The organism is Rhodococcus sp. BL-253-APC-6A1W (assembly GCF_012843405.1).
Classification (GTDB): Bacteria; Actinomycetota; Actinomycetes; order Mycobacteriales; family Mycobacteriaceae; genus Rhodococcus.
The window spans coordinates 1-25,898 of sequence record NZ_JABAFB010000010.1; the positions used below are offsets into that span (position 1 = coordinate 1).

Annotated in this window: 28 protein-coding genes and 1 tRNA gene; 13 read left to right on the forward strand and 16 right to left on the reverse strand. The window is 68.3% G+C overall.

The genetic code is table 11. The features are described 5' to 3' along the window. Positions 1-288: 288 nt before the first annotated feature. Positions 289-374 (reverse strand) — tRNA-Leu (locus HF877_RS16065). A 118-nt stretch (positions 375-492) separates the two neighbouring features. Here HF877_RS16065 and HF877_RS16070 point away from each other — a divergent pair. Beyond that, positions 493-1,845, forward strand: a complete 1,353-nt coding sequence (locus HF877_RS16070; RefSeq protein WP_169622205.1) for a M20/M25/M40 family metallo-hydrolase — start codon at positions 493-495, stop codon at positions 1,843-1,845. Positions 1,846-1,877: 32 nt separating this feature from the next. After that, on the forward strand, positions 1,878-2,420 hold the full coding sequence (locus HF877_RS16075) for a YbhB/YbcL family Raf kinase inhibitor-like protein (RefSeq protein ID WP_169622206.1): 543 nt from the start codon (positions 1,878-1,880) through the stop codon (positions 2,418-2,420). A gap of 73 nt (positions 2,421-2,493) precedes the next feature. Here HF877_RS16075 and HF877_RS16080 read toward each other — a convergent pair whose 3' ends face one another. The 8 genes from HF877_RS16080 to HF877_RS16115 form a co-directional block, all read right to left on the reverse strand. Then, complete coding sequence (locus HF877_RS16080) at positions 2,494-3,564, reverse strand: quinone-dependent dihydroorotate dehydrogenase (RefSeq protein ID WP_169622207.1); 1,071 nt, start codon at positions 3,562-3,564, stop codon at positions 2,494-2,496. Between the two features lie 40 nt (positions 3,565-3,604). Continuing rightward, entirely contained in the window at positions 3,605-3,859 is a 255-nt protein-coding gene (locus HF877_RS16085) for a DUF5703 family protein (protein ID WP_169622208.1), read from the reverse strand. A gap of 2 nt (positions 3,860-3,861) precedes the next feature. After that, on the reverse strand, positions 3,862-4,866 hold the full coding sequence (locus HF877_RS16090) for a hypothetical protein (RefSeq protein ID WP_169622209.1): 1,005 nt from the start codon (positions 4,864-4,866) through the stop codon (positions 3,862-3,864). A 134-nt stretch (positions 4,867-5,000) separates the two neighbouring features. Continuing rightward, on the reverse strand, positions 5,001-5,849 hold the full coding sequence (locus HF877_RS16095) for a heme ABC transporter ATP-binding protein (RefSeq protein ID WP_169622210.1): 849 nt from the start codon (positions 5,847-5,849) through the stop codon (positions 5,001-5,003). Beyond that, the gene (locus tag HF877_RS16100; RefSeq protein WP_169622367.1) at positions 5,846-6,862 is read right to left on the reverse strand and encodes an iron ABC transporter permease; all 1,017 of its coding nucleotides are present in this window, start codon (positions 6,860-6,862) and stop codon (positions 5,846-5,848) included. Before HF877_RS16100 ends, HF877_RS16095 begins: the two co-directional genes overlap by 4 nt. Before the next feature lie 95 nt (positions 6,863-6,957). Then, entirely contained in the window at positions 6,958-7,983 is a 1,026-nt protein-coding gene (locus HF877_RS16105; protein ID WP_169622211.1) for an ABC transporter substrate-binding protein, read from the reverse strand. 2 nt (positions 7,984-7,985) lie between these two features. Further along, positions 7,986-8,651 (reverse strand): biliverdin-producing heme oxygenase, encoded by a 666-nt coding sequence (locus HF877_RS16110; RefSeq protein WP_169622212.1) that lies wholly within the window; start codon positions 8,649-8,651, stop codon positions 7,986-7,988. An 86-nt stretch (positions 8,652-8,737) separates the two neighbouring features. Next, positions 8,738-9,676, reverse strand: coding sequence for an aldo/keto reductase (locus HF877_RS16115; RefSeq protein ID WP_169622213.1), 939 nt, complete (start codon positions 9,674-9,676; stop codon positions 8,738-8,740). Between the two features lie 194 nt (positions 9,677-9,870). Here HF877_RS16115 and HF877_RS16120 point away from each other — a divergent pair, with 194 nt between their 5' ends. The 6 genes from HF877_RS16120 to HF877_RS16145 all read left to right on the forward strand — a co-directional run bounded on the left by HF877_RS16120 (position 9,871) and on the right by HF877_RS16145 (position 14,814). After that, complete coding sequence (locus tag HF877_RS16120) at positions 9,871-10,716, forward strand: undecaprenyl-diphosphate phosphatase (protein WP_296550160.1); 846 nt, start codon at positions 9,871-9,873, stop codon at positions 10,714-10,716. A 63-nt stretch (positions 10,717-10,779) separates the two neighbouring features. After that, entirely contained in the window at positions 10,780-11,508 is a 729-nt protein-coding gene (locus tag HF877_RS16125; RefSeq protein ID WP_169622215.1) for a histidine phosphatase family protein, read from the forward strand. A gap of 45 nt (positions 11,509-11,553) precedes the next feature. Continuing rightward, positions 11,554-12,141: a DUF3090 domain-containing protein gene (locus HF877_RS16130; RefSeq protein ID WP_169622216.1), complete on the forward strand. Its 588-nt coding sequence runs from the start codon at positions 11,554-11,556 to the stop codon at positions 12,139-12,141. Between the two features lie 2 nt (positions 12,142-12,143). Continuing rightward, on the forward strand, positions 12,144-12,953 hold the full coding sequence (locus HF877_RS16135; protein WP_169622217.1) for an SCO1664 family protein: 810 nt from the start codon (positions 12,144-12,146) through the stop codon (positions 12,951-12,953). Positions 12,954-13,012: 59 nt separating this feature from the next. Further along, positions 13,013-14,254 (forward strand): cysteine--1-D-myo-inosityl 2-amino-2-deoxy-alpha-D-glucopyranoside ligase, encoded by a 1,242-nt coding sequence (mshC, locus tag HF877_RS16140; RefSeq protein WP_169622218.1) that lies wholly within the window; start codon positions 13,013-13,015, stop codon positions 14,252-14,254. A 38-nt stretch (positions 14,255-14,292) separates the two neighbouring features. Then, positions 14,293-14,814, forward strand: coding sequence for a metallophosphoesterase (locus tag HF877_RS16145; protein WP_169622219.1), 522 nt, complete (start codon positions 14,293-14,295; stop codon positions 14,812-14,814). Here HF877_RS16145 and HF877_RS16150 read toward each other — a convergent pair whose 3' ends face one another. Then, on the reverse strand, positions 14,815-15,357 hold the full coding sequence (locus tag HF877_RS16150; RefSeq protein ID WP_169622220.1) for a TetR/AcrR family transcriptional regulator: 543 nt from the start codon (positions 15,355-15,357) through the stop codon (positions 14,815-14,817). 86 nt (positions 15,358-15,443) lie between these two features. On the opposite strand from HF877_RS16150, the gene HF877_RS16155 reads away from it, so the two are divergent. Continuing rightward, positions 15,444-17,006, forward strand: coding sequence for an MFS transporter (locus HF877_RS16155; protein ID WP_169622221.1), 1,563 nt, complete (start codon positions 15,444-15,446; stop codon positions 17,004-17,006). Positions 17,007-17,105: 99 nt separating this feature from the next. After that, the gene (locus tag HF877_RS16160; protein ID WP_169622222.1) at positions 17,106-17,993 is read left to right on the forward strand and encodes an alpha/beta fold hydrolase; all 888 of its coding nucleotides are present in this window, start codon (positions 17,106-17,108) and stop codon (positions 17,991-17,993) included. Positions 17,994-18,011: 18 nt separating this feature from the next. Here HF877_RS16160 and HF877_RS16165 read toward each other — a convergent pair whose 3' ends face one another. From HF877_RS16165 to HF877_RS16175, 3 genes are all read right to left on the reverse strand, one after another. Beyond that, positions 18,012-18,449, reverse strand: a complete 438-nt coding sequence (locus HF877_RS16165; RefSeq protein WP_169622223.1) for a carboxymuconolactone decarboxylase family protein — start codon at positions 18,447-18,449, stop codon at positions 18,012-18,014. 121 nt (positions 18,450-18,570) lie between these two features. Next, entirely contained in the window at positions 18,571-19,125 is a 555-nt protein-coding gene (locus HF877_RS16170) for a DUF488 domain-containing protein (protein WP_169622224.1), read from the reverse strand. 10 nt (positions 19,126-19,135) lie between these two features. Next, positions 19,136-19,987, reverse strand: coding sequence for an SDR family oxidoreductase (locus HF877_RS16175; RefSeq protein ID WP_169622225.1), 852 nt, complete (start codon positions 19,985-19,987; stop codon positions 19,136-19,138). Positions 19,988-20,170: 183 nt separating this feature from the next. Between HF877_RS16175 and HF877_RS16180 the strand changes: the two genes are divergently transcribed. Further along, positions 20,171-20,914 carry a VIT family protein gene (locus HF877_RS16180; protein ID WP_169622226.1) on the forward strand — a complete coding sequence of 248 codons (744 nt, stop codon included), beginning with the start codon at positions 20,171-20,173 and terminating at the stop codon, positions 20,912-20,914. A gap of 82 nt (positions 20,915-20,996) precedes the next feature. Here HF877_RS16180 and HF877_RS16185 read toward each other — a convergent pair whose 3' ends face one another. Next, on the reverse strand, positions 20,997-21,803 hold the full coding sequence (locus HF877_RS16185; RefSeq protein ID WP_169622227.1) for a glycoside hydrolase family 19 protein: 807 nt from the start codon (positions 21,801-21,803) through the stop codon (positions 20,997-20,999). A gap of 721 nt (positions 21,804-22,524) precedes the next feature. On the opposite strand from HF877_RS16185, the gene HF877_RS16190 reads away from it, so the two are divergent. Next, positions 22,525-23,097, forward strand: a complete 573-nt coding sequence (locus HF877_RS16190; protein WP_169622228.1) for a TetR/AcrR family transcriptional regulator — start codon at positions 22,525-22,527, stop codon at positions 23,095-23,097. 135 nt (positions 23,098-23,232) lie between these two features. On the opposite strand, the gene HF877_RS16195 is transcribed toward HF877_RS16190, so the two are convergent. Then, positions 23,233-23,559, reverse strand: coding sequence for a hypothetical protein (locus HF877_RS16195; RefSeq protein WP_169622204.1), 327 nt, complete (start codon positions 23,557-23,559; stop codon positions 23,233-23,235). A gap of 484 nt (positions 23,560-24,043) precedes the next feature. Here HF877_RS16195 and HF877_RS16200 point away from each other — a divergent pair, with 484 nt between their 5' ends. After that, positions 24,044-25,555: a protein adenylyltransferase SelO gene (locus tag HF877_RS16200; protein ID WP_169622229.1), complete on the forward strand. Its 1,512-nt coding sequence runs from the start codon at positions 24,044-24,046 to the stop codon at positions 25,553-25,555. Between the two features lie 27 nt (positions 25,556-25,582). Here the strand turns inward: HF877_RS16200 and HF877_RS16205 are convergent, their stop codons facing one another. Next, positions 25,583-25,786 (reverse strand): zinc-ribbon domain-containing protein, encoded by a 204-nt coding sequence (locus HF877_RS16205; protein ID WP_169622230.1) that lies wholly within the window; start codon positions 25,784-25,786, stop codon positions 25,583-25,585. Between the last annotated feature and the right edge of the window lie 112 nt (positions 25,787-25,898).

Consider the following 25,898-nt stretch of genomic DNA (forward strand, 5'->3'; position numbering starts at 1 on the left):
GGGGACTTGAACCCCCACGTCCGTTAATAGGACACTAGCACCTCAAGCTAGCGCGTCTGCCATTCCGCCACTCGGACCGACGTCCACGAGGGACATGCCGGTAGCACCCGCTCCCGCGGGCGCTGAAGAAACAGTAGCGCATGCCGGGGCCGATTCCCAAAACGCCTCGACATCGCGGAGGAACGGCCGTCGGGGCCGATCGGGAGCCACGAACGGGAGCTGCCGGCCCCACGACAAAGGCCCCGAACCTTGCGGTTCGGGGCCTTCATCGTCTGTCTCAACGCAGAGTGTCCGAGGGGGGACTTGAACCCCCACGTCCGTTAATAGGACACTAGCACCTCAAGCTAGCGCGTCTGCCATTCCGCCACTCGGACTCATGCTTGCGCCCGCTCCGGCGGGTGCTGTGAAAGACTATCCCACCGAGGCGCCCGCCCCAAATCGGCACCCTCACCTGCACTGATCCAGGACCGGGGCAATGGTAGACATGCATGCATGGCCACACATCCGAGTGCTCACCGTCCCTCCCGGGCAGAGTCGGAGGTCGTCGACCTCGTCTCCCGGTTGATCCGTTTCGACACGTCCAACACCGGCGATCCCGCGACCACCCGCGGCGAGCGCGAGTGTGCCGAATGGGTGGCCTCGCTGCTCGAAGAGGTGGGGTACGAGACCGTCTACGTCGAGTCCGGTGCGCCGGGTCGCGGCAACGTCTTCGCTCGTCTCGCGGGCGCCGACCCTGCCCGCGGTGCGCTGCTGCTGCACGGGCACCTCGACGTCGTGCCGGCCGAACCCGCCGACTGGAGCGTGCACCCGTTCTCCGGTGCCGTGGAGAACGGCTACGTCTGGGGGCGCGGCGCGGTCGACATGAAAGACATGGTCGGCATGATGATCGCGGTCGCGCGGTACTTCAAAGCCGAGAACATCGTTCCTCCCCGCGATCTCGTGTTCGCCTTCCTCGCCGACGAGGAGGCCGGCGGCAAGTACGGGTCGCAGTGGCTCGTCGAACACCGGCCCGACCTGTTCGACGGCGTCACCGAGGCCGTCGGGGAAGTGGGCGGCTTCTCGCTCACCGTCCCGCGTCCCGACGGCAGCGAACGCCGCCTCTACATGGTCGAGACGGCAGAGAAGGGAATGGGCTGGCTGCGGCTGACCGCAACCGGTGTCGCGGGCCACGGTTCGTTCCTCCACGAGGACAACGCCGTCACCGTCCTCTCGCAAGCCGTCGCCCGACTGGGATCCCACACGTTCCCGCTCGTCGTCAACGATTCGGTCGCGGAGTTCCTGGCTGTGGTGGGGGAGGAGACCGGACTCGACCTCGATCCGTCGTCCCCGGACCTCGACGGCACCCTCGCGAAGCTCGGGTCGATCGCCCGGATCGTCGGCGCGACCCTGCGCGACACGGCGAACCCGACCATGCTGGACGCGGGTTACAAGGCCAACGTGATCCCCCGGACCGCGCATGCGATGGTCGACTGCCGAATTCTCCCCGGCCGCCTCGCCGAATTCGAACGCACCGTGGACGAATTGATCGGGCCGAACGTCACGCGTGAATGGATCACGAGCCTCGAGTCGTACGAAACCACCTTCGACGGCGATCTCGTGGACGCGATGAACGCTGCGATCCTCGCGCACGACCCCATCGGGCGCACCGTGCCGTACATGCTCTCCGCCGGGACCGACGCGAAGGCGTTCGCGCGACTGGGTATCCGGTGCTTCGGCTTCGCGCCTCTGCAGTTGCCGCCCGACCTGGACTTCGCTGCTCTGTTCCACGGGGTGGACGAGCGTGTCCCCGTCGACGCACTGCACTTCGGCACCCGCGTCATGGAACACTTCCTCATGCACGCCTGACCCAGTTGTATCCCGATCACGAAAGGACCGGTATGGCCTTCGATTACGACCCGTACAAGTTCCTGCCCGCGTTGCCGACGTTCGAGGTCACCAGCGAAGACTTCGCCGAGGGTGAGGAATGGAAACTTCCTCAGGCGAGCGGAGCGTTCGGGATCCCCGGCGGCGGTGACGTCTCGCCGCAGCTGTCCTGGTCCGGGTTTCCGGCGGAGACCAAGAGTTTCGTCGTCACGGTGTTCGACCCGGATGCGCCCACCGGTTCGGGATTCTGGCATTGGGCTGTCGCGAACATTCCGGTCACTGTCACCGAGTTGCCCACGGGCGCCGGGACTCCCGGAGCGCCGGGGCTGCCCGAGTCGGCTGTGACGCTCCGTCACGACGGCGGCGCGCACGGATTCATCGGCGCTGCGCCTCCGGCCGGTCACGGCTACCACCGCTACATCGTCGCGGTGCACGCACTCGACGTCGACGTTCTCGATGGTGTCACGGCCGATTCGAGCCCGGCGTTCCTCGGCTTCAACGTCTTCGGCCACGCCATCGCGCGCGGACTTCTCACCGGGACCTACGAGGTCGCCTAGATCTACAACGGCGGGTGACGTCGAGGCACGTGATGTGCTGCGATGTCACCCGCCGTGACGGTTCCGCCGGGGGCTACACCCGGGCTCCGGCGCCGACGGCATCGGCGATCGACCGGTAGCCGTGGGCACGCAGTTTGCGCGCGATGCCTTTGTTGATGCGGCGTGCCCACAGGCCGCCGCCGTAGATGAACCCGGTGTAGCCCTGCACCAGTGAGGCTCCCGCGAGGATGCGTTCCCACGCCTGCTCCGCGGTTTCGATGCCGCCGACGGACACGATCACGAGACGGTCACCGACGCGATGGTGGAGCCGTTGCAGAACCTCGAGCGAGCGAGCCGCCACCGGGGGGCCCGACAGACCGCCGGCGCCGATCTCGTCGATGCGCGCCCGGTCGGTGCGGAGACCGTCGCGGCGGATGGTGGTATTGGTGGCGACGATGCCGGCAAGTCCCAGTTCGAGCGCGAGATCGGCGACGGCGTCGATGTCGTCGTCCGACAGGTCCGGCGCGATCTTCACGAACACCGGCACCGTCACGGTCTCGAGGACGGCAGCGAGCAGTGGGCGCAGGGACGCGACGGCCTGCAGGTCGCGAAGTCCGGGAGTGTTCGGGGACGAGACGTTGACGACGAGGAAGTCGGCGAGTGGCCCGAGCAGGCGCGCGCTCTCGGTGTAGTCGGCGGTCGCGTCCTCTGCGGGCACGACCTTCGTCTTGCCGATGTTTGCGCCGATCGGGACGGTGCGGCGGCGCTGCCGGAGCCGGTTGGCGGCCTCACCTGCGCCGTGGTTGTTGAAGCCCATTCGGTTGACCAGCGCACGATCCGCGGGGAGCCGGAAGAGCCGGGGCACCGGATTGCCGGGTTGTGCCTGCGCGGTGACAGTGCCGATTTCAGCGAATCCGAAGCCCAGCGGACCCCATACGTCCACACCCGTGGCGTCCTTGTCGAAACCGGCAGCGAGCCCGAGCGGCGCCGGGAAGTCCACCCCTGCGACGGTGTTGCGCAGGATCGGGTCGTCGGTGACGAGAACCTTCGAGACGAGTGCCCGGGTGGGCGCGAACCGCGTCACCAGACGCATCGCGAAGAACGCGAGGTGGTGCGCACGTTCCGGGGGGAGAAGGAACATCAGCCGAAGAAGCAAGCGGTACACGGACAACTCCCTGCGGGCCCGGCGGCGGCCGGGGTTCGGATCAGCGGACAGTGGGGTGGGGAACAGGTTGGCCGGTCTTGCGGCGACGCAGCAACACCCGGCGACTGCCGTCGGGATAGAGCCGCAGGCGCGTCAACTCCCAGCCGTGGAACTCGGCGGAGATCGCCAGGCGAAGCGACGCACTCACCCGCGACACGTCGCGCGGGAGCCGCAGCGGTGCGTATTCGTATTCGTCGTTACTGGTGTCCCAGTCGACGGGGAGTCGGGTGAACCGGCTGAATCGCTCGTTTGCCATCTCTACCCTTCGATCGGGATCCTCTGCAGTCCGTCGCCGGTCGCCGAGGCGATCACCAGCGTCCCATCAGCCGGGTCGACGGCAACCGAATTCGGCTGTCGCACGGTCGCGAAACGATGGCGTTCCTCCGCGGTCCCGGTCGACAGATCGTAGCCCACCACCTCGTTGCTTCCGGTCAACGTCACCCATACCAGATCACGCTGTTCGTCGTAGGTAACAGCGTACGGAGCGGGGCCGACGGGGTAGCGCTGCCGCAGGATGAGCGAGTCGATGGTGTAGACGAGCAGTTCCTCGCCGGTCGTATCGGTGACGAGTACGCGCCCGTACGGATCGGTGGCCAGCTGCGTCGCGCCGCGTCCGGCCCGCAACGCCGCACCCAGATGCGCGTCCTCGATATCGACCGAGGTGAGCGAGGTCTGTCTGCGGTCGAGAGCGGCGACCGAGTCGCCGCTGACGGCGATCAGGTCGGTCGAGGCGAGTCCCGAGATGGTCTCTTCGACCTCGCCGGTGCCCGGCGCGACGACCAGGACCCGGCCGTCGGCCGTGCCCACCGCCCACCGGCCGTCGCTCAGGACCGCAGCCGAGAGTGCGTCGGCGTCCACGGAAACTTCGGTGACCGCACCGTCGGTGGTGTCGACCTGCGCCACGACGCCGGACCCGGGTGCGAGCACGGTGCCGTCCCGTCCGGCGACCACGGTCGCCGCCTCGGCAGGAAGGTCCACGACGCGGGGTTCGGCGGCGCCGTCGTCGAGCAGAAGCAGACGGGCTCCGTCGTCGGCGAGGGCGACCAACGTGCCGGTGTCGGGCTGGACGATCAGGGCATCGACCCGGTAGTCGAACGGGCGAACGTTGCCGGCGGCCTCGGGTGCCACGCTGGGGGCGGACGCGGGGGTGGCGGGTTCGATGGTCTGGATCGTGTCGGACGCATTCTCCGACGAGCAGCCGGCGAGTACCGCCACCGCGACTCCCCACACCAGCGCGGTCCCACGGATACCCGGTCTGCCCATCGTTCTCGCTCCTCGTCGTCGCGTCGCTTCACGCGCCGACACGTTCCGCGGCGGCGCGTTGCTTCCAGTGTTCCTGATCGCCGTTGCCTCGCCGCACCCGGCTCGGGGCGATCGCGGTGCCTGTGACGCCCGGCTCACATCCCGGAGGATGTGCCGGCGCGCCGCGGGAGCACGAGCGGAGTCCCGGTTTCCGGATGCTGCGTCACGCGAACCTGATAGTTGTAGACCCTCGCCAGGAGGTCTTCGGTCAGGACCGCGGCGGGTGGACCGTCGGCCGCGATCCGGCCGTTCTCGAGCACGCAGATCCGGTCCGCGTAGGCGGCTGCCAGGCCGAGGTCGTGCAGGACCACCACGACAGCGTGACCTCGGTCGGCGCGATCCCGCACGACCTGCATCACCGATTCCTGATGGCCGATGTCGAGGGCTGCCGTGGGCTCGTCGAGCAACAACGTTTCGGTGTCCTGGGCGAGTACCCGCGCGAGCGCGACCCGGGCCCGTTCGCCGCCCGAGAGCGCAGGAAAAGGCCGGTCGGCGAGGTGCGTGACGTCGCAGGTGGCGAAGGCGTCCGCGACGATCCGGTCGTCGTCGTCCTGCCGCGGGGTGCGCGACCATGCCGCACGGCCCATGCGCACCACCTGCCGGGCGGTGAACGGGAAACCGACGGCATGGTGCTGCGGCAGCACCGCGCGCCTGCGGGCAAGCGCCAGTGCAGACCAGTCGGCGAGCGGTCGTCCGTCGACCTCGATGCGTCCGCCACTGATCGGGAGGTCACCGGTCAGTGCGGCGAGCAGGGTGGATTTGCCGGCACCGTTGGGGCCGACGAGCGCGAGCACCTCACCGACCCGCACCTCGAGGTCGACGCCGCGGAGGATCTCCCGGGTGCCCCGGCTCAGCCGTACCCCGGTGGCGCGCACGGTGGTGGTGCCGGGCCCGGATCGTGCCGGTACCGCGCGGTCCTCCCGTCGGTGCAGCAGCCGGCTCATGCCCAGCCCCCCTGTTCGGCGCGGGTGCGGCGCAACATCCAGAAGAAGGCCGGACCGCCGATCAGCGCCGTGATCATCCCGAGTGGCAGGTCGGCGTTCTCGACGAGGGTGCGCGCGCCCAGGTCGGCTGCGAGGAGAACGACGGCGCCCGCCAGAACGCTCGCGCAGACGAGCACGCGATGCGCCGGGCCGAGGAGCATGCGCATCAGGTGGGGGACCACCAGACCCACGAACATGATGATTCCCGTGAAGGCGACTGCGGCGCTGACCAGCACCGCCACCACGACGATCGAGATCTGGCGGACCCGTTCGACCTCGACGCCGAGATGCCGGGCCACGTTTTCGCCGAGCGCGAGGAGGTCGAGTTTGGGAGCCAGCACGACGGCGGCCGCGACGCCCACGAGGGTCAGGGGCGCCACCACGGAGACGGTGTCCCAGGTGGCCCCGCCGAGGCTGCCGAGTTGCCAGAAGACGATCTGGTCGCGGGCGGCGGGATCGGCGACGAAGGTGAAGAAGGCGATGAGACCTCCGGCGACGGCGTTGACTGCGACCCCGGTGAGGATGACGGTGACGACCTCGGTACGTCCGTCGGAACGCGACAGCATGTAGACGAGCGCGGTGGTGACCAGACCGGAGAGCAGTGCCGCCCACGCGAGTGACCATCCGGAGGTGAACGCGCCGCCGAGCACGATGACCGCGGACGCGCCTACCGCGGCTCCGGAGGACACCCCGATCACGCCGGGTTCGGCGAGGGGATTGGCGAAGATGCCCTGCAGAAGCGCCCCGGAGCAGCCGAGCGCCGCCCCGACCAGCATGGCGAGCGCCACGCGCGGGAACCGCACCTCCCACAGCGTCACTTCGCCGGCGGGATGCGCGGGCATCGACCCGAGGTCCAGACCGATGCGGTGCAGCAGGCTTCCGACCACTTCCGCGGGACTTGTGGGCACCTGCCCGAGACATGCGGACACGACAGCGAGGATCAGCAGTGCTGCGCCGAGGCCCACGAAGACCATCGTGGTGCGTCCGATGCCTGCTTTCTCGACCGTCCCGCCGGGGGCCACCGGATCGTCGGCGGTGCCGCTGAGGGGGCCGCCGGGGCGACCCGCGGTCATGCGGTATCCGTCCGGTACAGCGCTTCGACGAGTGCCCCGAGCACTTTTCCGGTGTCGGGTCCGAAACTGAGCAACACCGAATCGTCCATGTCGACGATGTTCTGCGTCTTACCGGCGGGCGTTTGCGCCACGCCCGGAAGGGCTGCGAGACCGTCGGGGCCACCGACGGATTCGAGACTGTGCGTCATGATCAGGATGACATCGGGTGAGGACGCGATCATCGCCTCACTGGTGATGGGCACGAACTGGGATTCGAGGCCGGCGAGGATGCCGGCGTCGCGTGCGCCCGCGGCGGCGACCAGGGCATCTGCGCCCGATCCCGGTCCGCCGAGCATTTTGATCGCCGAACCCCGCAGGTACAGGAACGCGACGGTGAGATCGGGATGGTCGGACGGGACGGAGTCGCGTGCCGCGGTGATCTCGTCGAGAGTGCGCCGGGTCAGCGCCGCGCCGGCTTCGGGCACGCCGAGGGCTGCGGCGACCATCTCGATGCCGGGGGCGACGGTGTCGAGGTTGCGCTCGGGGTCGACGAACACCACCGGCACTCCGGTTGCGCGGATCTGTTCCTGCACCGCGAGCGGGCCGATGGAGGTGTCGGTGAGCACGACCGTCGGGCTCAACGCGAGGACGGCTTCCGCGTTGAGGCTGTGGCCGCCCGGCGTCACGTTGGGAATGTGTTCGCCGGCAGGGAAAATCGCGGTCGACCGCCCGACGATGTTGCCGCCGAGACCCAGTGAGTGCACGGTCTGGGCGAGGGTTCCGGAGCGGTCCGCGACGACGATCCGGGAGACGTCGGTGACGGTGACATCCACGCCGTCGGCGCCGCGCACGGTGGCGGGCAGGGTCGGCGACGGGGTTGCTCCGATCGGACGGGGGTTGCGGTCGTCGACCACGGCGGTGCGGTGACCTGTCGCATCGGAACTGGACGGGCCGTCTCCGGCGGGTGAACTACACGCACCGGCGAACGCGGTGGCGACTACGAGCAGCAGCACGGTCAGCGTCGTGCGGGGCGAGACGAGCATCGTCAGGCCCGAACCCGGTAGCGGTCGATGCGTGCAGCAAGGTCCTCGAACAGCGCACGGTTGAGGCCGTAGGCGAGGATTGTCTCGTCGATCACTGCCTGCTGCTGGTCGCTGTCGAGCGGGGCGGCATCCAGGGTGGCGCGGTAGGCGTCCTTGAACGGCTTGGGCTTGGGGATGGCGTCGAAGATGTAGAACCGCAGACCGTCCCGTTCGTAGCCGTAGGCACGCTCGAGCATCCGGCGGATGATCTGTCCGCCGGACAGGTCACCGAGGTAGCGCAGGTAATGGTGGGCGACGAACGCTTCCGGCGAGGACGCCGCTACCTGCTCGAGACGCTGGACGTACGCGGTGGTCGCGGGGAGGGGAGTGATCCGGCTGCGCCAGTCGTGGCCGATCAGGAAGTCGAGGTCGGCTTCGAGGGCAGGGATACGAAGCAGGTCGTCCGAGAGCAGCGGCCCGACGATCGGATCGGCGGTGTAGGTGCGGCCGATGCGTTCGAGCGCGTCGTAGAGGAACCACGACTGCGCGATCAATTCGGCGTGGGCTTCGGCGGTGAGCGTGCCGGCGAGCAGTTCGGAGACGAACACGGAGTTCTCGGTGTCCCGGTGCGCCTGCTGTGTATCGATCTTGATGCGCTCGGCGAATCCGGCGACCTCGATTGCGGCCATCGGCCGACCTCCCTGCATTCCGAATGATCCTACCTACGGAGAGGGTAGCCTAACCTTTGCTGATTCGGCGAGGGCGATGCAGCCGGTTATGCGCTCACATCGTCGAGCGCGGCAGCGATTGCCGGCGGCAGCGCGAGCTCTTCGGCCACGAGCACCCCGGTGAGCTGTGCCAGGTCGCGCGCACCCACCAGAGTGGATGCCACCTGCGGCCGGTCCCGGACCCACGCCAGCGCCACCGCGAGCGGCGACGTTCCCAGCCCGTCCGCTGCCGTTGCCACCGCATCGACCACGCGTACCGCGGATTCGGTGAGGTAGCGACGCACTTCCTCGGCGTGCACCTCGTCCGCGCCGCGCGAATCCGCCGGCATTCCCGATCGATACTTGCCGGTCAGCACGCCGCCGGCCAGGGGCACCGCCGCGAACACTCCGACACCGTGATGGGCCGCGGCCGGGACCAGTTCCTCCTCGACGCCGCGCGCGAGCAACGAATACTCGACCTGCGTACACACCATCGGGGCCGGTCGCCGTGCCGCCGCAGCGGCGGTCGCCAGTTGCCATCCGAGGTAACCGCGCACCCCGACATACCGGACGCGACCGCTCGCGACCGCGAACTCGAGTGCGGAGGCGACTTCTTCGATCGGAGTGTGCGGATCCCACGTCGCGACCTGCCACACATCGAGGTGGTCGGTTCCGAGTTCCCGCAGCGTCGTATCGAGCTGGGTGAGCAACCCGCCGCGCGAACAGTCGACGCGCCCGGACCCGATCTTGGTCGTGTCGATGCCCGAGCTACCGGACAATACGAGTTCGTCCCGGGGGACGACGTCGTCGAGCAGTTCCGCGAGGATGCGCTGCGACACCCCGTCGCCGTAGGCCGGAGACGTATCGACGAGCGTGCCCCCGGCGTCGACGAAAGCCGACAGCTGCGCCGCCGCCTCGTCCCCATCGGTGCCGCGACCCCACGTCAAAGTGCCCAAGCCGAGCCGCGACACGCGCAACCCGCTCGAACCGACAGTCCTGTATTCCATAGCGACCGCACTACCTCCCCGGCATCGGGATCGTGCGGTACCGCACCGCGCTCCCCGGGTGGCAAGCCTAGTGCCGAGGCGTACCGAGGGTGTTCCGGCGCGCCGAGAGCACCGTTGCCACGTAGCCTTCCGCGAGTGAGGAACCAGCGCCGCGCCCTCTCCTGCTCGGCCGGGCACACGGAGGTCTCCGCATGATCGGCGAATCGATGACCTGGCTACAGACGATCGTGCTCGGAATCGTCCAGGGGCTGACCGAGTTTCTTCCCGTGTCGTCGTCCGGTCACATGCGCATCGTCTCCGAGGTCTTCTTCGGGGAGGACGCCGGAGCATCGTTCACCGCGGTGACCCAGCTCGGCACCGAAGCCGCGGTGTTCGTGTACTTCGCCCGCGACATCTGGCGCATCGTCCGGGCCTGGTTCCGCGGGCTCGTGAACCGCGAGCGGCGCGCCGACCACGATTACAAGATGGGTTGGTACGTCATTCTCGGCACTATCCCCATCGGCATCCTCGGCATCGTCTTCAAGGACGACATCCGCACGGTTGCCCGCAACCTCTGGCTCGTCGCGACGATGCTCATCGTCTTCTCGATCGTGATCGCGGCAGCCGAGTACTTCGGCAAGCAGCGTCGCGGCGTCGAGCAGCTCACCCTCAAGGACGGTCTGATCATGGGGTCGGCGCAGGCGCTGGCGCTGATTCCCGGCGTCTCGCGCTCCGGCGGCACCATTTCGGCGGGCCTGTTCCTCGGCCTCACCCGAGAAGCCGCGGCCCGGTATTCGTTCCTGCTCGCGATTCCCGCGGTCGTCGCGTCGGGTCTGTTCAGCCTGCCCGACGCATTCGAGCCGGTCGGAGAGGGACTCAACGCATCCGGACCGCAGTTGCTCGTCGCTACCCTCATAGCGTTCGCTGTCGGTTACGCGGCCATCGCCTGGCTGCTCAGGTTCCTCGTCAACCACTCGATGTACTGGTTCGTCGGTTACCGCGTCGCGCTCGGCGTCGTGGTGCTCGGGCTACTCGGCACCGGCGTGATCTCTGCGACGTGATCGGCCGGTGACCCGCCGACTGTCTGCGGCGACGCCGCGTGGCGCGGCCTCTAGGCTGGATCCATGACGGTAATCCTGCTGCGCCACGGACGATCGACGGCCAACACCTCGCATGTCCTGGCCGGCCGTACCCCGGGTGTCGAACTCGACGAGGTCGGCCACATCCAGGCGAAGAATCTCGTCACCCGGCTGTCCGGGCTCGAGATCACCGAGATCGTGCGGTCGCCGCTGCTCCGGTGCCGGCAGACCGTGGAGCCGTTGAGCCACGACCGCGGACTGACCCCGGTGGTCGAGGATCGGCTCGCGGAGGTGGACTACGGCGGATGGACCGGCCGGGCCCTGAAGGACCTGCTGCAGGAGCCGCTGTGGAAAGTAGTTCAGCAGCACGCGTCGGCGGCGGTGTTCCCCGACGGTGAGGGCCTGGCCCAGGTGCAAGCCCGCGCGGTCGCGGCGATCCGCGAACACGACCGGCGCCTCGCCGACGCGCACGGCAAAGACGTCGTCTGGGTGGCCTGCACGCACGGCGACGTGATCAAGTCGATCCTCGCCGATGCGCTCGCCACCCACCTCGACGGATTCCAGCGGATCGTCGCGGAACCCGCGTCGATCTCCGTCGTCCGGTACACGGATACGCGACCGTTCGTGCTGCGCATCAACGACACCGGTTCGGACCTGTCCGGGCTCGCCGGGCCGTCCGCTCCCAAGTCGGTACCCGGCGGCGAGGTACCCGGCGGTGCTGCCGACGGCGACGAATCCGCAGGTGGAGAACCCGAAGGGAATACGGGCGGATAATGAGAATGTCCGGCATGGCAGAGTGGGTTGACTCGAGGAGGTGCGATGGCTCGCGCGATACACGTGTTTCGTACTCCGGACCGGTTCATCGCCGGCACCGTCGGTGAACCGGGGGACCGGGTGTTCTATCTGCAGGCCGTGCACGAGTCCCGGATTGTGAGCGTCCTGCTGGAAAAGCAGCAGGTGCAGATCCTGGCCGACAGGATGGGCCTGTTGCTCGAAGAGGTGCACCGCAGGTTCGGCACGGCGGTACCGGATGAACTGCCCGTCGACATCGATCCGCTGGTGACACCCATCGAAGCGGAATTCCGCGTGGGCACCATGGGCCTCGGCTGGGACTCCGACTCCGGGGCCGTGGTCGTGGAGTTGCTTGCCGTCACCGACACCGAACTCGACGAGTCCGTTGTCCTCGACGACACCGAGGAAGGCCCCGACGCCGTTCGGGTGTTCCTCACCCCGGTGCAGGCCCGCGAATTCGCCGCGCGCTCGGACATGGTGATCGCGGCAGGCCGCGCGCCGTGCCCGCTGTGTGGTGAGCCCATCGGCGGCGACGGCCACATCTGCATTCGCACCAACGGATACCTGCGTACTCCCGGCTTCGATCCGGCGTCCTGGTTCGGTGAGGAGAGCTGACGGTGACCCCCGTCGCCGACCTGCGCACCGTTCTGACCGAAGGTGAACTCACCGTCATCGGTCAGATCGCCCACGCCAGCAACGCGACGCTGGTGTGCGATGCGAGCTACGGCGGCACCGTCGTCCGCTGCGTCTACAAGCCCGTGCGCGGCGAACGGCCACTGTGGGATTTCCCGGACGGCACCCTCGCCGGCAGGGAGGTCGCGTCGTACCTGATCTGTGAGGCGCTCGGCTGGGGTGTCATCCCGCTCACGGTGCTTCGCGACGGTCCGTTCGGCCCGGGGATGGTGCAACGCTGGATCGACACCCGCGATCCATCCGACGGCCCGGCCGACCGGCTGGACGTGGTCGATCTCTACCCGGCCGGACCTGTGCCCGAGGGATGGCTGCCCATCCTCCGGGCCCGCGACCTCGACGGTGACGACGTCCTGCTCATCCATGCCGACGACCCGCGCCTGCACCGGATGGCGGTGCTCGATCTCGTGCTCAACAATGCCGACCGCAAGGGCGGGCACGCCCTCGAAGGTGTCGACGGCAACGTCTACGGGATCGACCACGGCATCTGCCTGCACCGCGACGACAAGCTCCGGACGGTGCTGTGGGGGTGGGCCGGCGACCCCATCGACCCCGCACTGCTCACCGACCTCGACAAACTCGCGCGCCGCCTCGAAGGTGAATTCGCCGACGTGCTGCGCGAGTACATCACCGCCGACGAGGTCGAGGCGCTGCGCCGGCGAATCGAGGCCCTCCTCGAGCATCCCGTCATGCCCCGGCCGCTCGGCGAGCGCCGGATTCCGTGGCCCGCCTTCTGAGATCCTGACCGCCGGGTGCCCCGGCAGGGGCGTCGCGCCGCTCCACTACTCTCGTATCCATGCAGTCTTGGTCCGACGTCGCGATCCCGTCCGTCCCCGGTGAGGGGCCCCCGTTGCGGTTGTTCGACACCGCGGATCGTGCGGTGCGCCCCGTCACACCCGGCGCGACCGCGACGATGTACGTCTGCGGCATCACCCCGTACGACGCCACCCACCTCGGGCACGCAGCCACCTACCTGGCCTTCGACCTCGTCAATCGCATCTGGCGCGACGCCGGACACGACGTGCATTACGTGCAGAACGTCACCGACGTCGACGATCCGCTGTTCGAACGCGCGGAGCGCGACGGCGAGGACTGGATGGTCCTCGGAATGCGCGAGACCGCGCTCTTCCGCGAAGACATGGAAGCGCTCCGGGTGCTGCCGCCCCGCGACTACATCGGCGCCGTCGAATCGGTGAACGAGGTCGTCGAACTCGTCGAGAAGCTCGTCGCATCGGGCGCCGCCTACACGGTCGACGATCCCGAGTACCCCGACGTGTACTTCCGGGTGGACGCCACCGAGCAGTTCGGCTACGAATCCGGGTACGACCACGACACGATGATGCGGTTCTTCGCCGAGCGCGGCGGCGATCCCGACCGTGCGGGCAAGCGCAATCCGCTCGACGCGCTGCTGTGGCGCGCGCAGCGGCCGGGAGAGCCGGCGTGGCCGTCACCGTTCGGTGACGGCCGCCCGGGCTGGCACATCGAGTGCGCGGCGATCGCCCTCAACCGCATCGGCAGCGGTTTCGACGTGCAGGGTGGCGGCAGCGACCTGATCTTCCCGCACCACGAGTTCTCCTCCGCACACGCCGAAGCCGTCACCGGTGATCGGCGTTTCGCGCGGCACTACGTCCACACCGGCATGATCGGTCTCGACGGCGAGAAGATGTCCAAGTCGCGCGGCAACCTCGTGTTCGTCTCCAAGCTGCGGGCGCAGGGCGTCGACCCCTCCGCGATCCGCCTCGGGCTGCTCTCCGGGCACTACCGCACCGATCGGGCCTGGACCGACGAGGTGCTTTCCGACGCGCACACCCGGCTCGCGCTGTGGCGTCAGGCGGCGGCACTGAAGTCGGCGCAGTCCGCCGACGACACGATCGCGCGGCTGCGCCAGCATCTCGCCGACGATCTCGACACCCCGAAGGCTCTTGCGGCCCTTGATGGTTGGGCTCGGTTCGCGGTCGAGCAGGGTGGCGACGATGCGTCGGCGCCCGGCCTGTTCGCGGACGCGGTCGATGCGCTGCTGGGTGTTCCTCTGCGGTAGTACCGGCATGGCCGAGCAGGGCGCGGCACACTGGGCCGATGAGGTTGTTGCTGCTGGCCGACACCCACGTCCCCGCGCGGGCACGCGGGCTCCCCGCGGTCGTGTGGGACGAGGTGGACCGCGCCGACATCGTCGTCCACGCGGGTGACTGGATCGGCGTCGGACTGCTCGATGCCCTCGAAGAACGTGCACGGCGCCTGGTCGCATGCTGGGGGAACAACGACGGACCCGCCCTGCGGGAGCGGCTTCCGGAGGTCGCGCGGGTGACGCTCGACGGGCTTCGTCTCGCGGTGGTGCACGAGACCGGCGCCTCGGCGGGCCGGGACAAGCGCATGGAGGTGGCGTATCCCGACACGGACGTGCTGGTGTTCGGTCACTCCCACATCCCATGGGACACCACAGCTCCCGGCGGTCTGCGCCTGCTCAATCCGGGCTCGCCCACGGATCGGCGCAGACAGCCGCACTGCACGTACATGACCGCGACGGTCGACGGCGGTGCGCTGGGCGACGTCGAGTTGCACCGTCTCCCGGCGAAATCGAGCGGACCGGCGGGTCGCTGATCAGTCGCGTCCGTCGGTCATGCGTCGCACGACTTCGAGGAGTTCGTCCACGTCCTCGGGCGGTGTCTCGCTCGTTTCTCCCGACATCGCAGCGTTGTAGTACAGGCCGTCGCCGATCAGCATCACCGCTCGGGCGACGGCGGGGTCCTCGAGCGCGTCGGTGAGAACGTCCAGCCAGCCCTGCCGGATGCGGTGCAGCGCCTGCCGGGCGCGTTCGTTCGCGCCCTGGCTCAGGCGGGTGGTCGCGATGATGGCTCGGTCGATGGGGGTGTCGGCGTACACCGAAGTGTGAATGTAGTACGCGGCAGGACCTTCCGGGGCTGTGCGCATGAGTTCGGCGTCGTCGGCGGCGAGCTGTTCGACATGTTCGGCAAGACCCTCGATCAGGGCCGCTTTCGACGGGAAGTGATAGAGGAGCCCGCCTTTGGAGACGCCGGCGGCGGCCGCCACCGCGTCGAGGGTGGCGGCGCGCTCACCGTGTTCGAGGAGGACCGACACGAATGCGTCCACAAGTTTGGTGCGGGCGGCAGGTGGGGGTGGCACCAGGCGATCCTACGACCTTCGTTACTATACCGTCCAGCTGGTACAGTAACGAACGTTCCGGCCTTGACTTCGAAAGCACGAGATCCATGTCCACCACCCCTGTTTCCCCGCCCGACCTCTCACCGAGCGCCAAGGCAGGTCCTCGTGAATGGGCCGCGCTCGCGGTGCTCATGCTTCCGGTGCTGCTCGTCTCCGTGGACAACACCGTCCTGGCCTTCGCGTTGCCCGAAATCTCGTCGGCACTGCAGCCCACCGGAGCGCAGCAGTTGTGGATCATCGATATCTACCCGCTGGTGCTCGCCGGTCTGCTCGTCGCGATGGGCAGCCTCGGTGACCGGATCGGGCGCCGACGCCTGTTGCTCATCGGCTCGACGGGATTCGCCGCCGTCTCCGTTGCGGCCGCCTATGCACCGTCCGCCGAACTGCTGATCGTCGCCCGCGGTGCGCTCGGTTTCTTCGGCGCGATGCTCATGCCGTCCACGCTGTCGTTGTTGCGCAACATCTTCCTCGACGGCGACCAGCGACGTTTCGCCATCGCGATCTGGGCGTCGTGCTTCGCAGCCGGCGCCGCACTGGGCCCGATCGTGGGCGGATTCCTGCTCGAGCACGCGTGGTGGGGCTCGGTGTTCCTGCTCGCCGTGCCCGTCTTGATCCCGCTGCTCGTGCTCGCACCGATGTTCGTTCCCGAGTCGAAGGACCCGAATCCCGGCCGGGTCGACGTGGTGAGCATCGGACTGTCCATGCTCGCGCTGGCACCGCTGGTCTATGCGATCAAGCGCCTCGCCGGCGACGGGATGGGTCTCGCCGCGCTCGTTCCCGCAGCAGTGGGGGTGCTCGCGCTGGTGCTCTTCGTTCGGCGGCAACTGCACCGGAGCGACCCGATGCTCGACGTCCGGCTGTTTCGGGTACCGGCCTTCTCGGGCGCCGTCATCGTCAACCTGCTGTCGGTGTTCTCGCTGGTGGGTTTCCTGTTCTTCGTCTCGCAGCACCTGCAGCTCGTCATCGGGCACAGCCCGATGCAAGCCGGGATCGCTCTCGTTCCGGGACTGGCCGTCATGGTCGTCGCCGGGATGTCGGTGGTGCTGCTGGTGCGGTGGATCCGGCCGTCGACGATCATCGTCGCGGCCCTTCTGCTGTCCGCAATCGGTTACGGGCTCGTGTTCCTGACGGCCTCGCCGTCTGCCGTCACACCGATCATCGTCGCGTTCGCCGTGCTCGGTGCGGGCATCGGTGCGGCGGAGACGCTTTCGAACGACCTGATCGTCTCGAGCGTGCCTCCGACGAAGGCCGGCGCGGCCTCGGCGGTGTCGGAAACCGCGTACGAGATGGGTGCCGTGCTCGGAACCGCCGTACTCGGCTCGATTCTCACGGCGTCGTACACGTCCCACTTCACCGTCCCGGCCGGGATCGATGCGGCGCAGGCGGCGGCCGCGCAACAGACGCTCGGCGGCGCGCACGCAGTGGCCGAGACACTGCCCGCGGTGCAGGCCGACGCCCTCCTGGCCGCCGCCGGATCCGCGTTCGACAGTGGGGTGACGATTACGTCGGCGATCGGAGCCGCGCTGATGGTCGTGTCCGCGCTCGTCGCCTGGCGCATGCTGCGTCCGCGGCAGGACGGGCACGTCCCGGGACCGGCTTCCCACGTATGAACCCGTAGGCGCCGAACGCTCGAGGTTACTTATTACTCCGCGTCACGTTAATCTGGGCGCCATGCGTACTTCCAGTGCTGCGCGACATCGGGGGAGAACATGAACAGTCGTGTCGTCACCAACGGACCGACCCGGCTTCACGTCGTGGAGGAAGGCAACCCGGACGGGCCGACTCTCGTCCTCGTCCACGGCTGGCCCGATACGCACGCTCTATGGGATCGGGTGACGCCGCTGCTCGCCGACACCTTCCGGATCGTGCGCTTCGACAATCGCGGCGCCGGGAAGTCCACCGTCCCCGATGCGGTGGAGGACTACCGGCTCGAGCACCTCGCCGCCGACCTGTTCGCGGTGATCGACGCGGTCAGCCCGGACGAACCGGTCCACCTGCTCGGTCACGACTGGGGTGCGGTCCTGTGCTGGGAAGCCGTGTGCGAGCCGATCGCCACCGGACGGATCGCGTCGTACACCTCGGTATCGGGGCCGAACCTGGACCATCTGGGCCTGTGGATGCGCCGGCGGGCAGGGGAGTTGCGGCTCCTCGGACCCGGCGAGCAGGCGCTGGCCTCGTCCTACACCCTGTTGTTCCAGATCCCCGGAGTGCCGGCGCTCGTGCTGCGGGCAGGGTTCGCCCGGCGCTGGCCTGCCTTCGTCGGATTCTTCGACCGGACGGACCCGGCGGCGATCGGGCCGGTCGCGCCGACCCTGCCCGACGACATGGCGCACGGACTGAAGTTGTATCGCGCCAATCTGCGCCGGCGGCTCGCCGGTCCGCGTGAGCGACGGACCGAGGTTCCCGTCCAGCTGGTCCTGAATCTGCGGGACCGGGCGGTGCGGCCGGTCGGGTACGAAGACACCGACAGATGGGTGACCGATCTGCGCGTGCACCCGCTGGATGCGGGCCACTGGTCACCTCGTTCGCATCCCGCGGAACTCGCCGACGCGACCACCCGGTTCGTGCGGGACGTCGAGGCCGCTGTCCGTCCGTAGCGGCCAGGACCCGGACGCTCAGGGTCCGACGGGATAACCGCTGGTGATCGCCACCCGGTTCCACGCGTTCATCACGACCGCGAGCCAGCCGACTGCGGACGCCTGCGCGGGCGTGAGCGACCCGTCGTCCCAGGTGTGTGCGTCCGGCACCGGCAACCGCGTGACCTGTTCGGCCAGCGCGAGGGCCGCGCGCTCCTGGGATGTGAAGTACTGCGACTCCCACCACGCGGCCACCACCGCCAGCCGGTCGCCGGTCTCGCCCTTCTCGACGGCGTCGCGGGTATGCATGCGCAGACAGAACGCGCACCCGTTGATCTGTGAAATCCGGATCTTGACCAGTTCTGCGAGCAACGGGTCCAGCTCGGCCTGCCGGACTGCTTCTTCGGCCTGCTCGTTGAGACTCACCAGTTGCTTGTATGCGGCGGGGTGTTGCTTCCCGAGGTTGACGACGCTCATCCGGCTTCCCTTCGAAGGTTGGAGGCAGAACAAGTCTGTCAACGACGGTCGCGTTCCATCAGGGATCGGCGCGTTCCGGTGCTCGTCGTTTGCGCGCCGGTCCGAGCGCAGTGTCGGGGTCTCACCCAGTGTCGGGGTAGGTCACGACACCGTCGGCACCGACCTTCGGTACAGCCCCCCACCCGCCGAGGACGTGGTGCCTCGGTGCCGCGCCGGTCATCAGGTGCACCACCGTCCATCCCCGCGCGGTCAACGTGTTGGCGATCAGAAGGCGGTGGCAACGCCACGGCATGGGCTCGGCGCACATGATCGCGACCCGGTGGTCGTGGGCGAGGTCGCTCAGATGCGCCAGCCCCGTCTCGAACGCGGGGGTGAGCGTGTAGTCGGCGTAGTTCTTGAAACTCGTGTTCCGCCACCCGGCGTTGATCTGCGGGGCGATGTCCTTCTGTTTCGGTCGCCGGCCACCGAGTTCGGTCAGGTGCAGGTATCCGATCTCGGCATCGCCGAGCCATGACGTCATCGCGTCGGCGTCGACGTGCGGACTGCGGCGCGAACCGGGCATCTTGCGTACGTCGACCACCAGGTCGATGTCCGCGGTCGCAAGCGTGTCGAGCAGGACGGCGGGTGGGCATGTCCAGTGCCCGATCGTCCACAGGGTGCCGGGTTCGCCGCTCATGGCCGGTTCCCTAGGCCTGGTGTGAACCCGGGGCCAGGAGTTCGGCGAGACTCAGCGGCGCAGCGCCGGTCAGCTGCTCGACCGCGTCGGTCACCGCGGCGAGCTCACCGGCGGCGATCGCGGTGTACGTCGAGACCCACGCGTCGAGTTGCCACGCGGGGGCCTTGTACTTGCGACGCGAGGCGTACGCCTGCTCGACCGTTTCCTCCTCGTACGTGGTCGCCCGCCCCGTCACGTCGGTGATCGTGCGCGCGACCTCGCTCAGCGTCATCGCTTCCGGACCGGTCAGGTCATAGGTCCGGCCGGCATGAGCATCGACCCCCGCGAGCACGGCGGCGGCGCTGCGCGCGATGTCCGCTCGTGCCACAGCGCCCACCCGGCCGTCCCCGGCCGGGCCGCGAATCACTCCGTCCTCGTCTGCGAGCGTGGGCAGGAAGTCGAGGTAGAGGGAGTCCCGCAGAAATGTCCATGCCATCCCGGACTCGCGCAGGTACTGCTCGGTGGCCCAATGGTCGCGGGCGAGCGTGAAGGTCGCGTCGGGGGCGGCCCCGAGATACGACGTGTAGACCACGTGCCGCACCCCGGCGGCAGCCGCGGCGTCGACGAAGGTGCGGTGCTGTGTGAGACGGTCCGCGCTCTCGGATGCCGAGACCATGAACAGCACGTCCGCCCCGCGTAACGCGGCGGTCGCGGCCTCGAGGTCGCCGTAGGACGCCTGCACGACGTCGCGGGCTCCGGTCGGCGCGCGCGCAGGATCGCGTACCACCAGACGCATGCGGGTCCCGGTCTCGTCGAGGTGGGCGGCGACAGCGCGGCCGATGTTGCCGGTGGATCCGGTAACCGCGATACGGGTGCTGGCCATGGCAGTGTCCTCTCGCGCCGCAGTCCTCTCGCGCCGCATTGTCCGAGACAGGGGCCGGGGCGTGGCCTTCGGCGGGTGAGCCGGCGATCTCTCCCGCAACCGTCACACACTGCGAGCCGGCAGGAGGTGCTTACGGAGAGCGAATGCTCATCCTTCGGCCCGGGACGGTGTTAGCTTGACGGCATGTCGTTGCCCGAACCACGGTCGCAGGGGGGCGAGCCGGGAGGCCACAAGGGCGCAGAACCCCACGGCGGCTCCTTGGCGGGCAAACTCAACTGGCTGCGCGCAGGTGTACTGGGCGCGAACGACGGCATCGTGTCGACCGCAGGCCTGGTCGTCGGCGTCGCGGCAGCTACGACGACGGAACAGACCATTCTGACCGCCGGTGTCGCCGGTCTCGCGGCGGGAGCCGTGTCGATGGCACTCGGTGAATACGTCTCGGTGAGCACTCAGCGCGACACCGAACAGGCCGCATTGGTCGCGGAACGGCGCGAGCTCGAGGTGATGCCGGAAGCCGAACTGGCCGAGCTGGAGGATCTGCTCGAGAGTTGGGGGCTCTCGGAGAGCACGGCCCGGACCGCGGCCGAGGAGATGACCGCCCGGGATCCGCTCGCTGCGCACGCGCAGGTGGAACTGAGGATCGACCCGACCGAACTGGCCAATCCGTGGCTCGCCGCGCTGTCGTCGGCGGTGTCGTTCACGCTCGGGGCGCTCGTGCCGCTGCTGGTCATCGTGCTCGCGCCGGACGGGGTGCGGATTCCGGTGACGTTCGCGTCCGTGCTCGTCGCGCTGGCGATCACCGGGACGACGAGTGCGTGGCTCGGGGGAGCCCGGCGCGGACGAGCCGTGGTGCGCGTCGTGCTCGGGGGCGCACTGGCAATGGTGGTGACGTACGCAATCGGGCAGATCTTCGACGTAGCGGTCTAGGCCCGACGAAAACGATCCGGCCCGCCCTGCAAAAGGGCGGGCCGGATCGGCCGGGTGGTCCAGGACCGGGAGTCCTGTGAGGTTACGGCCGCAGCAGCACGTTCAGGCCGCGCTCGAAGTCGGCGATCCGCCGATCCAGGGCGTGGTGCCCACCGTTGACGAGTTCGGAGACCCGAACGATTCCGGCCGTGTCCGCGACCTCGTTGAGGTTGCGCGAGGTCCAGTACCAGGCAGCGGTGGTGAAAGCGTTTTCCCCGGTAGCCAGCAGCTCGGGGTGCGAAACGAAGTCCACCCCGGTGTGCTCACTCAACTTCTGGTAGTTGTGGCGACCCGTGACCTGGATGGCGCCGCGACCCTTGTACCGCTCGCCGTCTCCCGGCTGGGTATTGCCGAGGTCGGCGCGGCCCTCGTAGGCGCGACCGGATGCGTACTCCTCGAACGTGCGGAACGAATCGGACTCGACGGCGAGCTGTGCGATGAACGCCGCCTGACGAACCGGGTTGTCGATACCGTGGCGAACCATCGCATCGTTCAACGGGGCGATGACTTCGTTGATCTTCTCGGGCGGGATGCCCGGCACGATGCGCGCCAGCTCGTCGGGGGTGACCACAGGCGCCGGGGCGGGCTCGGCCACAGGCTCGACGGCTTGCTCGGTTTCCTCGGAGGATTCCTCGGGTTCGACGGTGGTGTTGTCCACCTTCGACCATCCCGAGCCGGTGAGCGCGTCGATGTCGAGCGCCTTGAGCAGGTTGCCGGGCTCCTGGTAGCGGGTGGCCGCAGAGGTGACCGGATTGGCGTTGGCGGTGGCGGTACCGAATCCGACGCCGGCGGTGATGACGGCTGCGGCGGCGATGGCGCAATGGATACGGCGCGAGGGTGAAACAGGCATGAGTCGTGCTCCAAGATTCGGCCGAAAGCTGGGGCTCGGCCCTTTCAAAACGGGACCGCTGGCGTTACCGAAAGGAGATGTTTAAATTCCGTTCCAGCGGTTTTTATGTCACAACCAGGTAACGCCGCAGCTAGGGCGCGTTTCAAGGCATCGTGCCGAAGGCCATTTCAGCCCCGGGGACGTGACAGCCGTCGCAGCCGACCGCGATTCGTCGCCGCCGGAACCGCCCGGAGCGGCCGCTCGAGGTTGCCGCCGCAACGCCGAACCCGTCGTGTTGGGCGCTCCTGGGCAGACCGCGCTTTCGATCCTAATCCGTTCTGCCGCAACATAATTCGGTAGGAGCCCATCGACGTCCGAGCGCCCGGTTCGGTTCGTTCGCAGACTGCGCCTCGACGCGCTTGGTGCTGCCTCCCCGCCCTGCCCGGAATCGGGTGCGGAAGCCGCTTTCCATGGGGCGGCCGTGACCTTTTCGTGCCCGAGGACACAGCGGCGTGAAGGGGGGCCGTGACCTGCGGTTGATCTTCGCAGGTGCGTTGCCGGACGCATTCGACGCACCCGTGCGGGTTCGTTGGTCCGGGTGTTTTTCGGGGACCGGCCAGGACGGTGGCGGCGCCGTCTTGTTGCTAGCCTACCGTCCGGTAGGTAGGCTGATGTGCATGCGCAGTTCCCTTGCACTCGAAATAGCCGACCTGACCAAGTCCTACGGCGCTCGGAGGAACCGATGACCGACGGAACCGACACCCGCACGCAGATCATGGCCGCTTTCGCCGACCAGCTTGCCGGCACCGGCTACGCCGGGATCTCCCTCGTCGGCGTGGCCGGCACCGTCGGAATCAGGAAGCCGTCGATCTACCATCACTTCCCCGGTGGGAAGCAAGACCTGTATCGGGCGGTCGCCCGCGAATTCATCGGCAACCTGCACCTCCGTATCCGGAAGGCAGTCGACACCGAGGGATCTCTGGACGACCGTCTGACCGCACTCGCGGTCGCCTGTTCGGAAGACCACGGGTCCTCCATCTCGTTCGAACAGCGCATCTACGATGCCCTCGACCAGGTGAGCGACACGACTCGCGACGAGATCTCCGCGCTCTACGTCCGCGAGGTGCTCAGTCCCGTGGTCGTACTGTTCGAGGGGGCCGTGACCGGAGACGAACTCACCGGCGACCCGCAGTTCCTGATGAATGCGTTCCTCCATCTGGCCCGCGCGACGGACTTGGCCGGAGGAACCGACAATGCACGCCGGATCACGGAGTTGTTCCTCAACGGCGCGCGACCCCGCGCCCGCCCCATGTAAGAGCCCTGTCGGTGTGCGCGCGAGGTGGCTGCGCACGGGGAGCCGAACGCGGAGGTGGTGCGGACACGTCGTTCGGACGGCCCGGTCGTCCCCTGACGGTTCGCCGGTGAGTGGACCGAGAGCTGGGAGGAAGTATCAGGAGATCGGTGCGGGACACTGGCCCGTCTGCTCGCCGATCGAGTTGATTTCGGCGTTGGAACGAGGATCGCCCGCATAGTTGATCTGATTCGTGCAGCGGTCGTCGGGCACAGCGTTGGGGTCGGGTGCGATCTCACCCGACGGGTATCGGCACACGATTCCGTCGCAGACCGGCGCATTCGCGGCGCGTTCACCTTCGAGCACACGGTCGTGTACCGACTGGCAGTAGTCGGTGTATCCGGTGACGGTGCCGTCCGACCAATAGGTTTCGATCGGGCCGAGACCGGTCTGACAATCGACGATGTAGGCCTCCGTGTCGGACACCGGTGGTTCCGATGCGGGCGCCGGCACCTGCGTCGACGGTTCGGCCGTGTCCCACACCGGAGTGGAGGTGGCTGGCGGGGCCGACGGCGGTCGGGGATCGACCGTTGTGGCGACGTCGACGCTCGTGGTGCGCGAAGTGGCCGGTTGCGGCGGATTCGCGGCGTCGTCGGCACCGCAACCCGCAAGTACGGCACAAACGCAGGCGATTACCGCCAGACGCGCAGTGTTCGACATACCACCTACGTCGCCCCGGCCGAAAGAGCCGTTACCACGTTGGCTCGGCGGTCATCCCACCGAGCTGCTTCGGACACGACCCCGGAGGCAGCATCGCGATGAAAAGGCGTCTCCCTCTCCACGGATCCGGGATTCGGGGACGCAGCAGCGTCCCGGCGACGCGGCAGCCGAGAATGTATCTGCTGAGTGCGCACAGCTACCCGAACCGACCCTCCCGGTTGGCTCGTCGAGTAATGGTTACTCTCGGAAGATGGCTGCGAACCCGGATTTCACCCTCAGCGGCGCGAGCACGGCGGTGCCCGGTCTCGCGAGCACCTTCGCCGACGAGTTCGGCGACCTCACGGTGCCGTGGAAGGGTGCACAGGCTCCTGACCCCGCACTGCTTGTGCTCAACGAGCAACTGGCAGCCGAACTTCGGCTCGACGCCGTGGTGCTGCGCAGCGAAGAGGGCGTCGGTGTGCTGTCCGGATCGGCTGTTCCCGACAGAGCCGCGCCGGTGGCGATGGCATACGCGGGTCACCAGTTCGGCGGCTATGCCCCGCTCCTCGGAGACGGACGCGCCCTGCTGCTCGGTGAACTCGCGGGCCAAGGCGGACGGCGAGTCGATCTGCATCTCAAGGGCTCGGGGCCGACTCCGTTCTCCCGCGGCGGTGACGGGTTCGCCGTCGTCAGCCCGATGCTGCGCGAGTACCTGGTCAGCGAGGCGATGTACGCGCTCGGCATTCCCACGACGCGAGCTCTCTCTGTGGTTGCCACCGGCACACACGTGCCCCGAAACGGACTCGAGCCCGGGGCTGTGCTCGCCCGGATCGCCGCGAGCCACCTCAGGGTCGGGACCTTCGAGTTCGCCGTGCGTCGGGGCGAGGTGCTGCCGCGCCTCGCCGAGTACGCGATCGGCCGCCATTATCCGGAGCTCACCGAACGGCCCGCGACGGGCGACGACAACCGCTATCTGCGGTTTTTCGAGGCCGTGGTCGAGGCGCAGGCGTCACTGGTGGCGAAGTGGATGCTCACCGGTTTCGTGCACGGAGTGATGAACACCGACAACACGACTATCTCCGGGGAGACGATCGATTACGGTCCGTGCGCTTTTCTCGACGCGTTCGACCCGGCCGCGGTGTTCAGTTCGATCGATCATGCGGGCCGCTATGCGTTCGGTAACCAGCCCGCGGTCCTGAAATGGAATCTGGCGCGGTTCGCCGAAACGCTGCTGCCCTTGATGGCGTCCACCCCGGACGATGCGATTACCGCCGCGACGGGCGTGCTCGACACCTTCGACGAGCGTTACGACGCCCACTACACGGCGGGGATCGCAGCGAAACTCGGCGTCGCCGGCACCCACATCGACCGGGCGCTGGTCGACGACCTGCTGTCGTTGATGGAAGAATCGGGCGCCGACTGGACGGGGACCTTCCGTGCTCTCGCCGAAGAACTGCGCGGGCACTCCGCGTCTCTCGACGGCCTCCTGCCCCGGACGGCAATCGGCCCCTGGCTGGAACGCTGGAACGAGGTCGTGGCGCAACAGGGTAGGGGACCGGCGGCCACCGCGGACGCGATGGACGAGGTCAATCCGCTCTACATCCCCCGAAATCACCAGGTCGATGCTGCTCTCCGCGCCGCCACCGACGGAGACCTCTCGCCCTTCACGACATTGCTCGAGGTCGTGACGCATCCGTTCGGCCGGCGCGACGAATGGTCGGACTACGCCGCTCCCGCGCCACGGCAGTTCACCGAGTCTTTTCAGACATTCTGCGGGACCTGATACGGCAGCTTTCGGGGCGCACGGCGGTCAGCTTTCGACGACGGTGCCGCAGATACCGCATTCCTCGAACTCCCGGCGATTCCACCGCGCGACCGGGATGAAGAACAGGGTGAACTGCTTGCACACGCGCAGCCTTCTCCACTGAGTTGTGTTGTGGCACCGCGGGCACGTGCGAGTGTGCCCCTCGCCGAGGTACTGCCGTTTGGTGCCGTAGCCGAAGAGAAAGAACATCGCGTCAGCATAGGCCGATACACTCCCTCTGCGACCGAGGCGACGACCTACAAGTCCGACCCGATCTACCCCTGGGACTGGTAAAGCATTCGGCAGACCCTTCCGACAACGC

Bases quoted from the DNA above. Each gene is read 5' to 3' on its own strand.
- HF877_RS16155 (WP_169622221.1), top strand. From the start codon at position 15,444: ATGTCCACCACCCCTGTTTCCCCGCCCGACCTCTCACCGAGCGCCAAG.
- HF877_RS16075 (WP_169622206.1), top strand. From the start codon at position 1,878: ATGGCCTTCGATTACGACCCGTACAAGTTCCTGCCCGCGTTGCCGACG.
- HF877_RS16100 (WP_169622367.1), bottom strand. From the start codon at position 6,862: ATGGTCTTCGTGGGCCTCGGCGCAGCACTGCTGATCCTCGCTGTCGTG.
- HF877_RS16205 (WP_169622230.1), bottom strand. From the start codon at position 25,786: ATGTTCTTTCTCTTCGGCTACGGCACCAAACGGCAGTACCTCGGCGAG.
- HF877_RS16160 (WP_169622222.1), top strand. From the start codon at position 17,106: ATGAACAGTCGTGTCGTCACCAACGGACCGACCCGGCTTCACGTCGTG.
- HF877_RS16110 (WP_169622212.1), bottom strand. From the start codon at position 8,651: ATGGCCGCAATCGAGGTCGCCGGATTCGCCGAGCGCATCAAGATCGAT.
- HF877_RS16180 (WP_169622226.1), top strand. From the start codon at position 20,171: ATGTCGTTGCCCGAACCACGGTCGCAGGGGGGCGAGCCGGGAGGCCAC.
- mshC (WP_169622218.1), top strand. From the start codon at position 13,013: ATGCAGTCTTGGTCCGACGTCGCGATCCCGTCCGTCCCCGGTGAGGGG.
- HF877_RS16115 (WP_169622213.1), bottom strand. From the start codon at position 9,676: ATGGAATACAGGACTGTCGGTTCGAGCGGGTTGCGCGTGTCGCGGCTC.
- HF877_RS16095 (WP_169622210.1), bottom strand. From the start codon at position 5,849: ATGAGCCGGCTGCTGCACCGACGGGAGGACCGCGCGGTACCGGCACGA.
- HF877_RS16090 (WP_169622209.1), bottom strand. From the start codon at position 4,866: ATGGGCAGACCGGGTATCCGTGGGACCGCGCTGGTGTGGGGAGTCGCG.
- HF877_RS16170 (WP_169622224.1), bottom strand. From the start codon at position 19,125: ATGAGCGGCGAACCCGGCACCCTGTGGACGATCGGGCACTGGACATGC.
- HF877_RS16145 (WP_169622219.1), top strand. From the start codon at position 14,293: ATGAGGTTGTTGCTGCTGGCCGACACCCACGTCCCCGCGCGGGCACGC.
- HF877_RS16130 (WP_169622216.1), top strand. From the start codon at position 11,554: ATGGCTCGCGCGATACACGTGTTTCGTACTCCGGACCGGTTCATCGCC.
- HF877_RS16185 (WP_169622227.1), bottom strand. From the start codon at position 21,803: ATGCCTGTTTCACCCTCGCGCCGTATCCATTGCGCCATCGCCGCCGCA.
- HF877_RS16125 (WP_169622215.1), top strand. From the start codon at position 10,780: ATGACGGTAATCCTGCTGCGCCACGGACGATCGACGGCCAACACCTCG.
- HF877_RS16070 (WP_169622205.1), top strand. From the start codon at position 493: ATGGCCACACATCCGAGTGCTCACCGTCCCTCCCGGGCAGAGTCGGAG.
- HF877_RS16105 (WP_169622211.1), bottom strand. From the start codon at position 7,983: ATGCTCGTCTCGCCCCGCACGACGCTGACCGTGCTGCTGCTCGTAGTC.
- HF877_RS16085 (WP_169622208.1), bottom strand. From the start codon at position 3,859: ATGGCAAACGAGCGATTCAGCCGGTTCACCCGACTCCCCGTCGACTGG.
- HF877_RS16175 (WP_169622225.1), bottom strand. From the start codon at position 19,987: ATGGCCAGCACCCGTATCGCGGTTACCGGATCCACCGGCAACATCGGC.
- HF877_RS16165 (WP_169622223.1), bottom strand. From the start codon at position 18,449: ATGAGCGTCGTCAACCTCGGGAAGCAACACCCCGCCGCATACAAGCAA.
- HF877_RS16190 (WP_169622228.1), top strand. From the start codon at position 22,525: ATGACCGACGGAACCGACACCCGCACGCAGATCATGGCCGCTTTCGCC.
- HF877_RS16200 (WP_169622229.1), top strand. From the start codon at position 24,044: ATGGCTGCGAACCCGGATTTCACCCTCAGCGGCGCGAGCACGGCGGTG.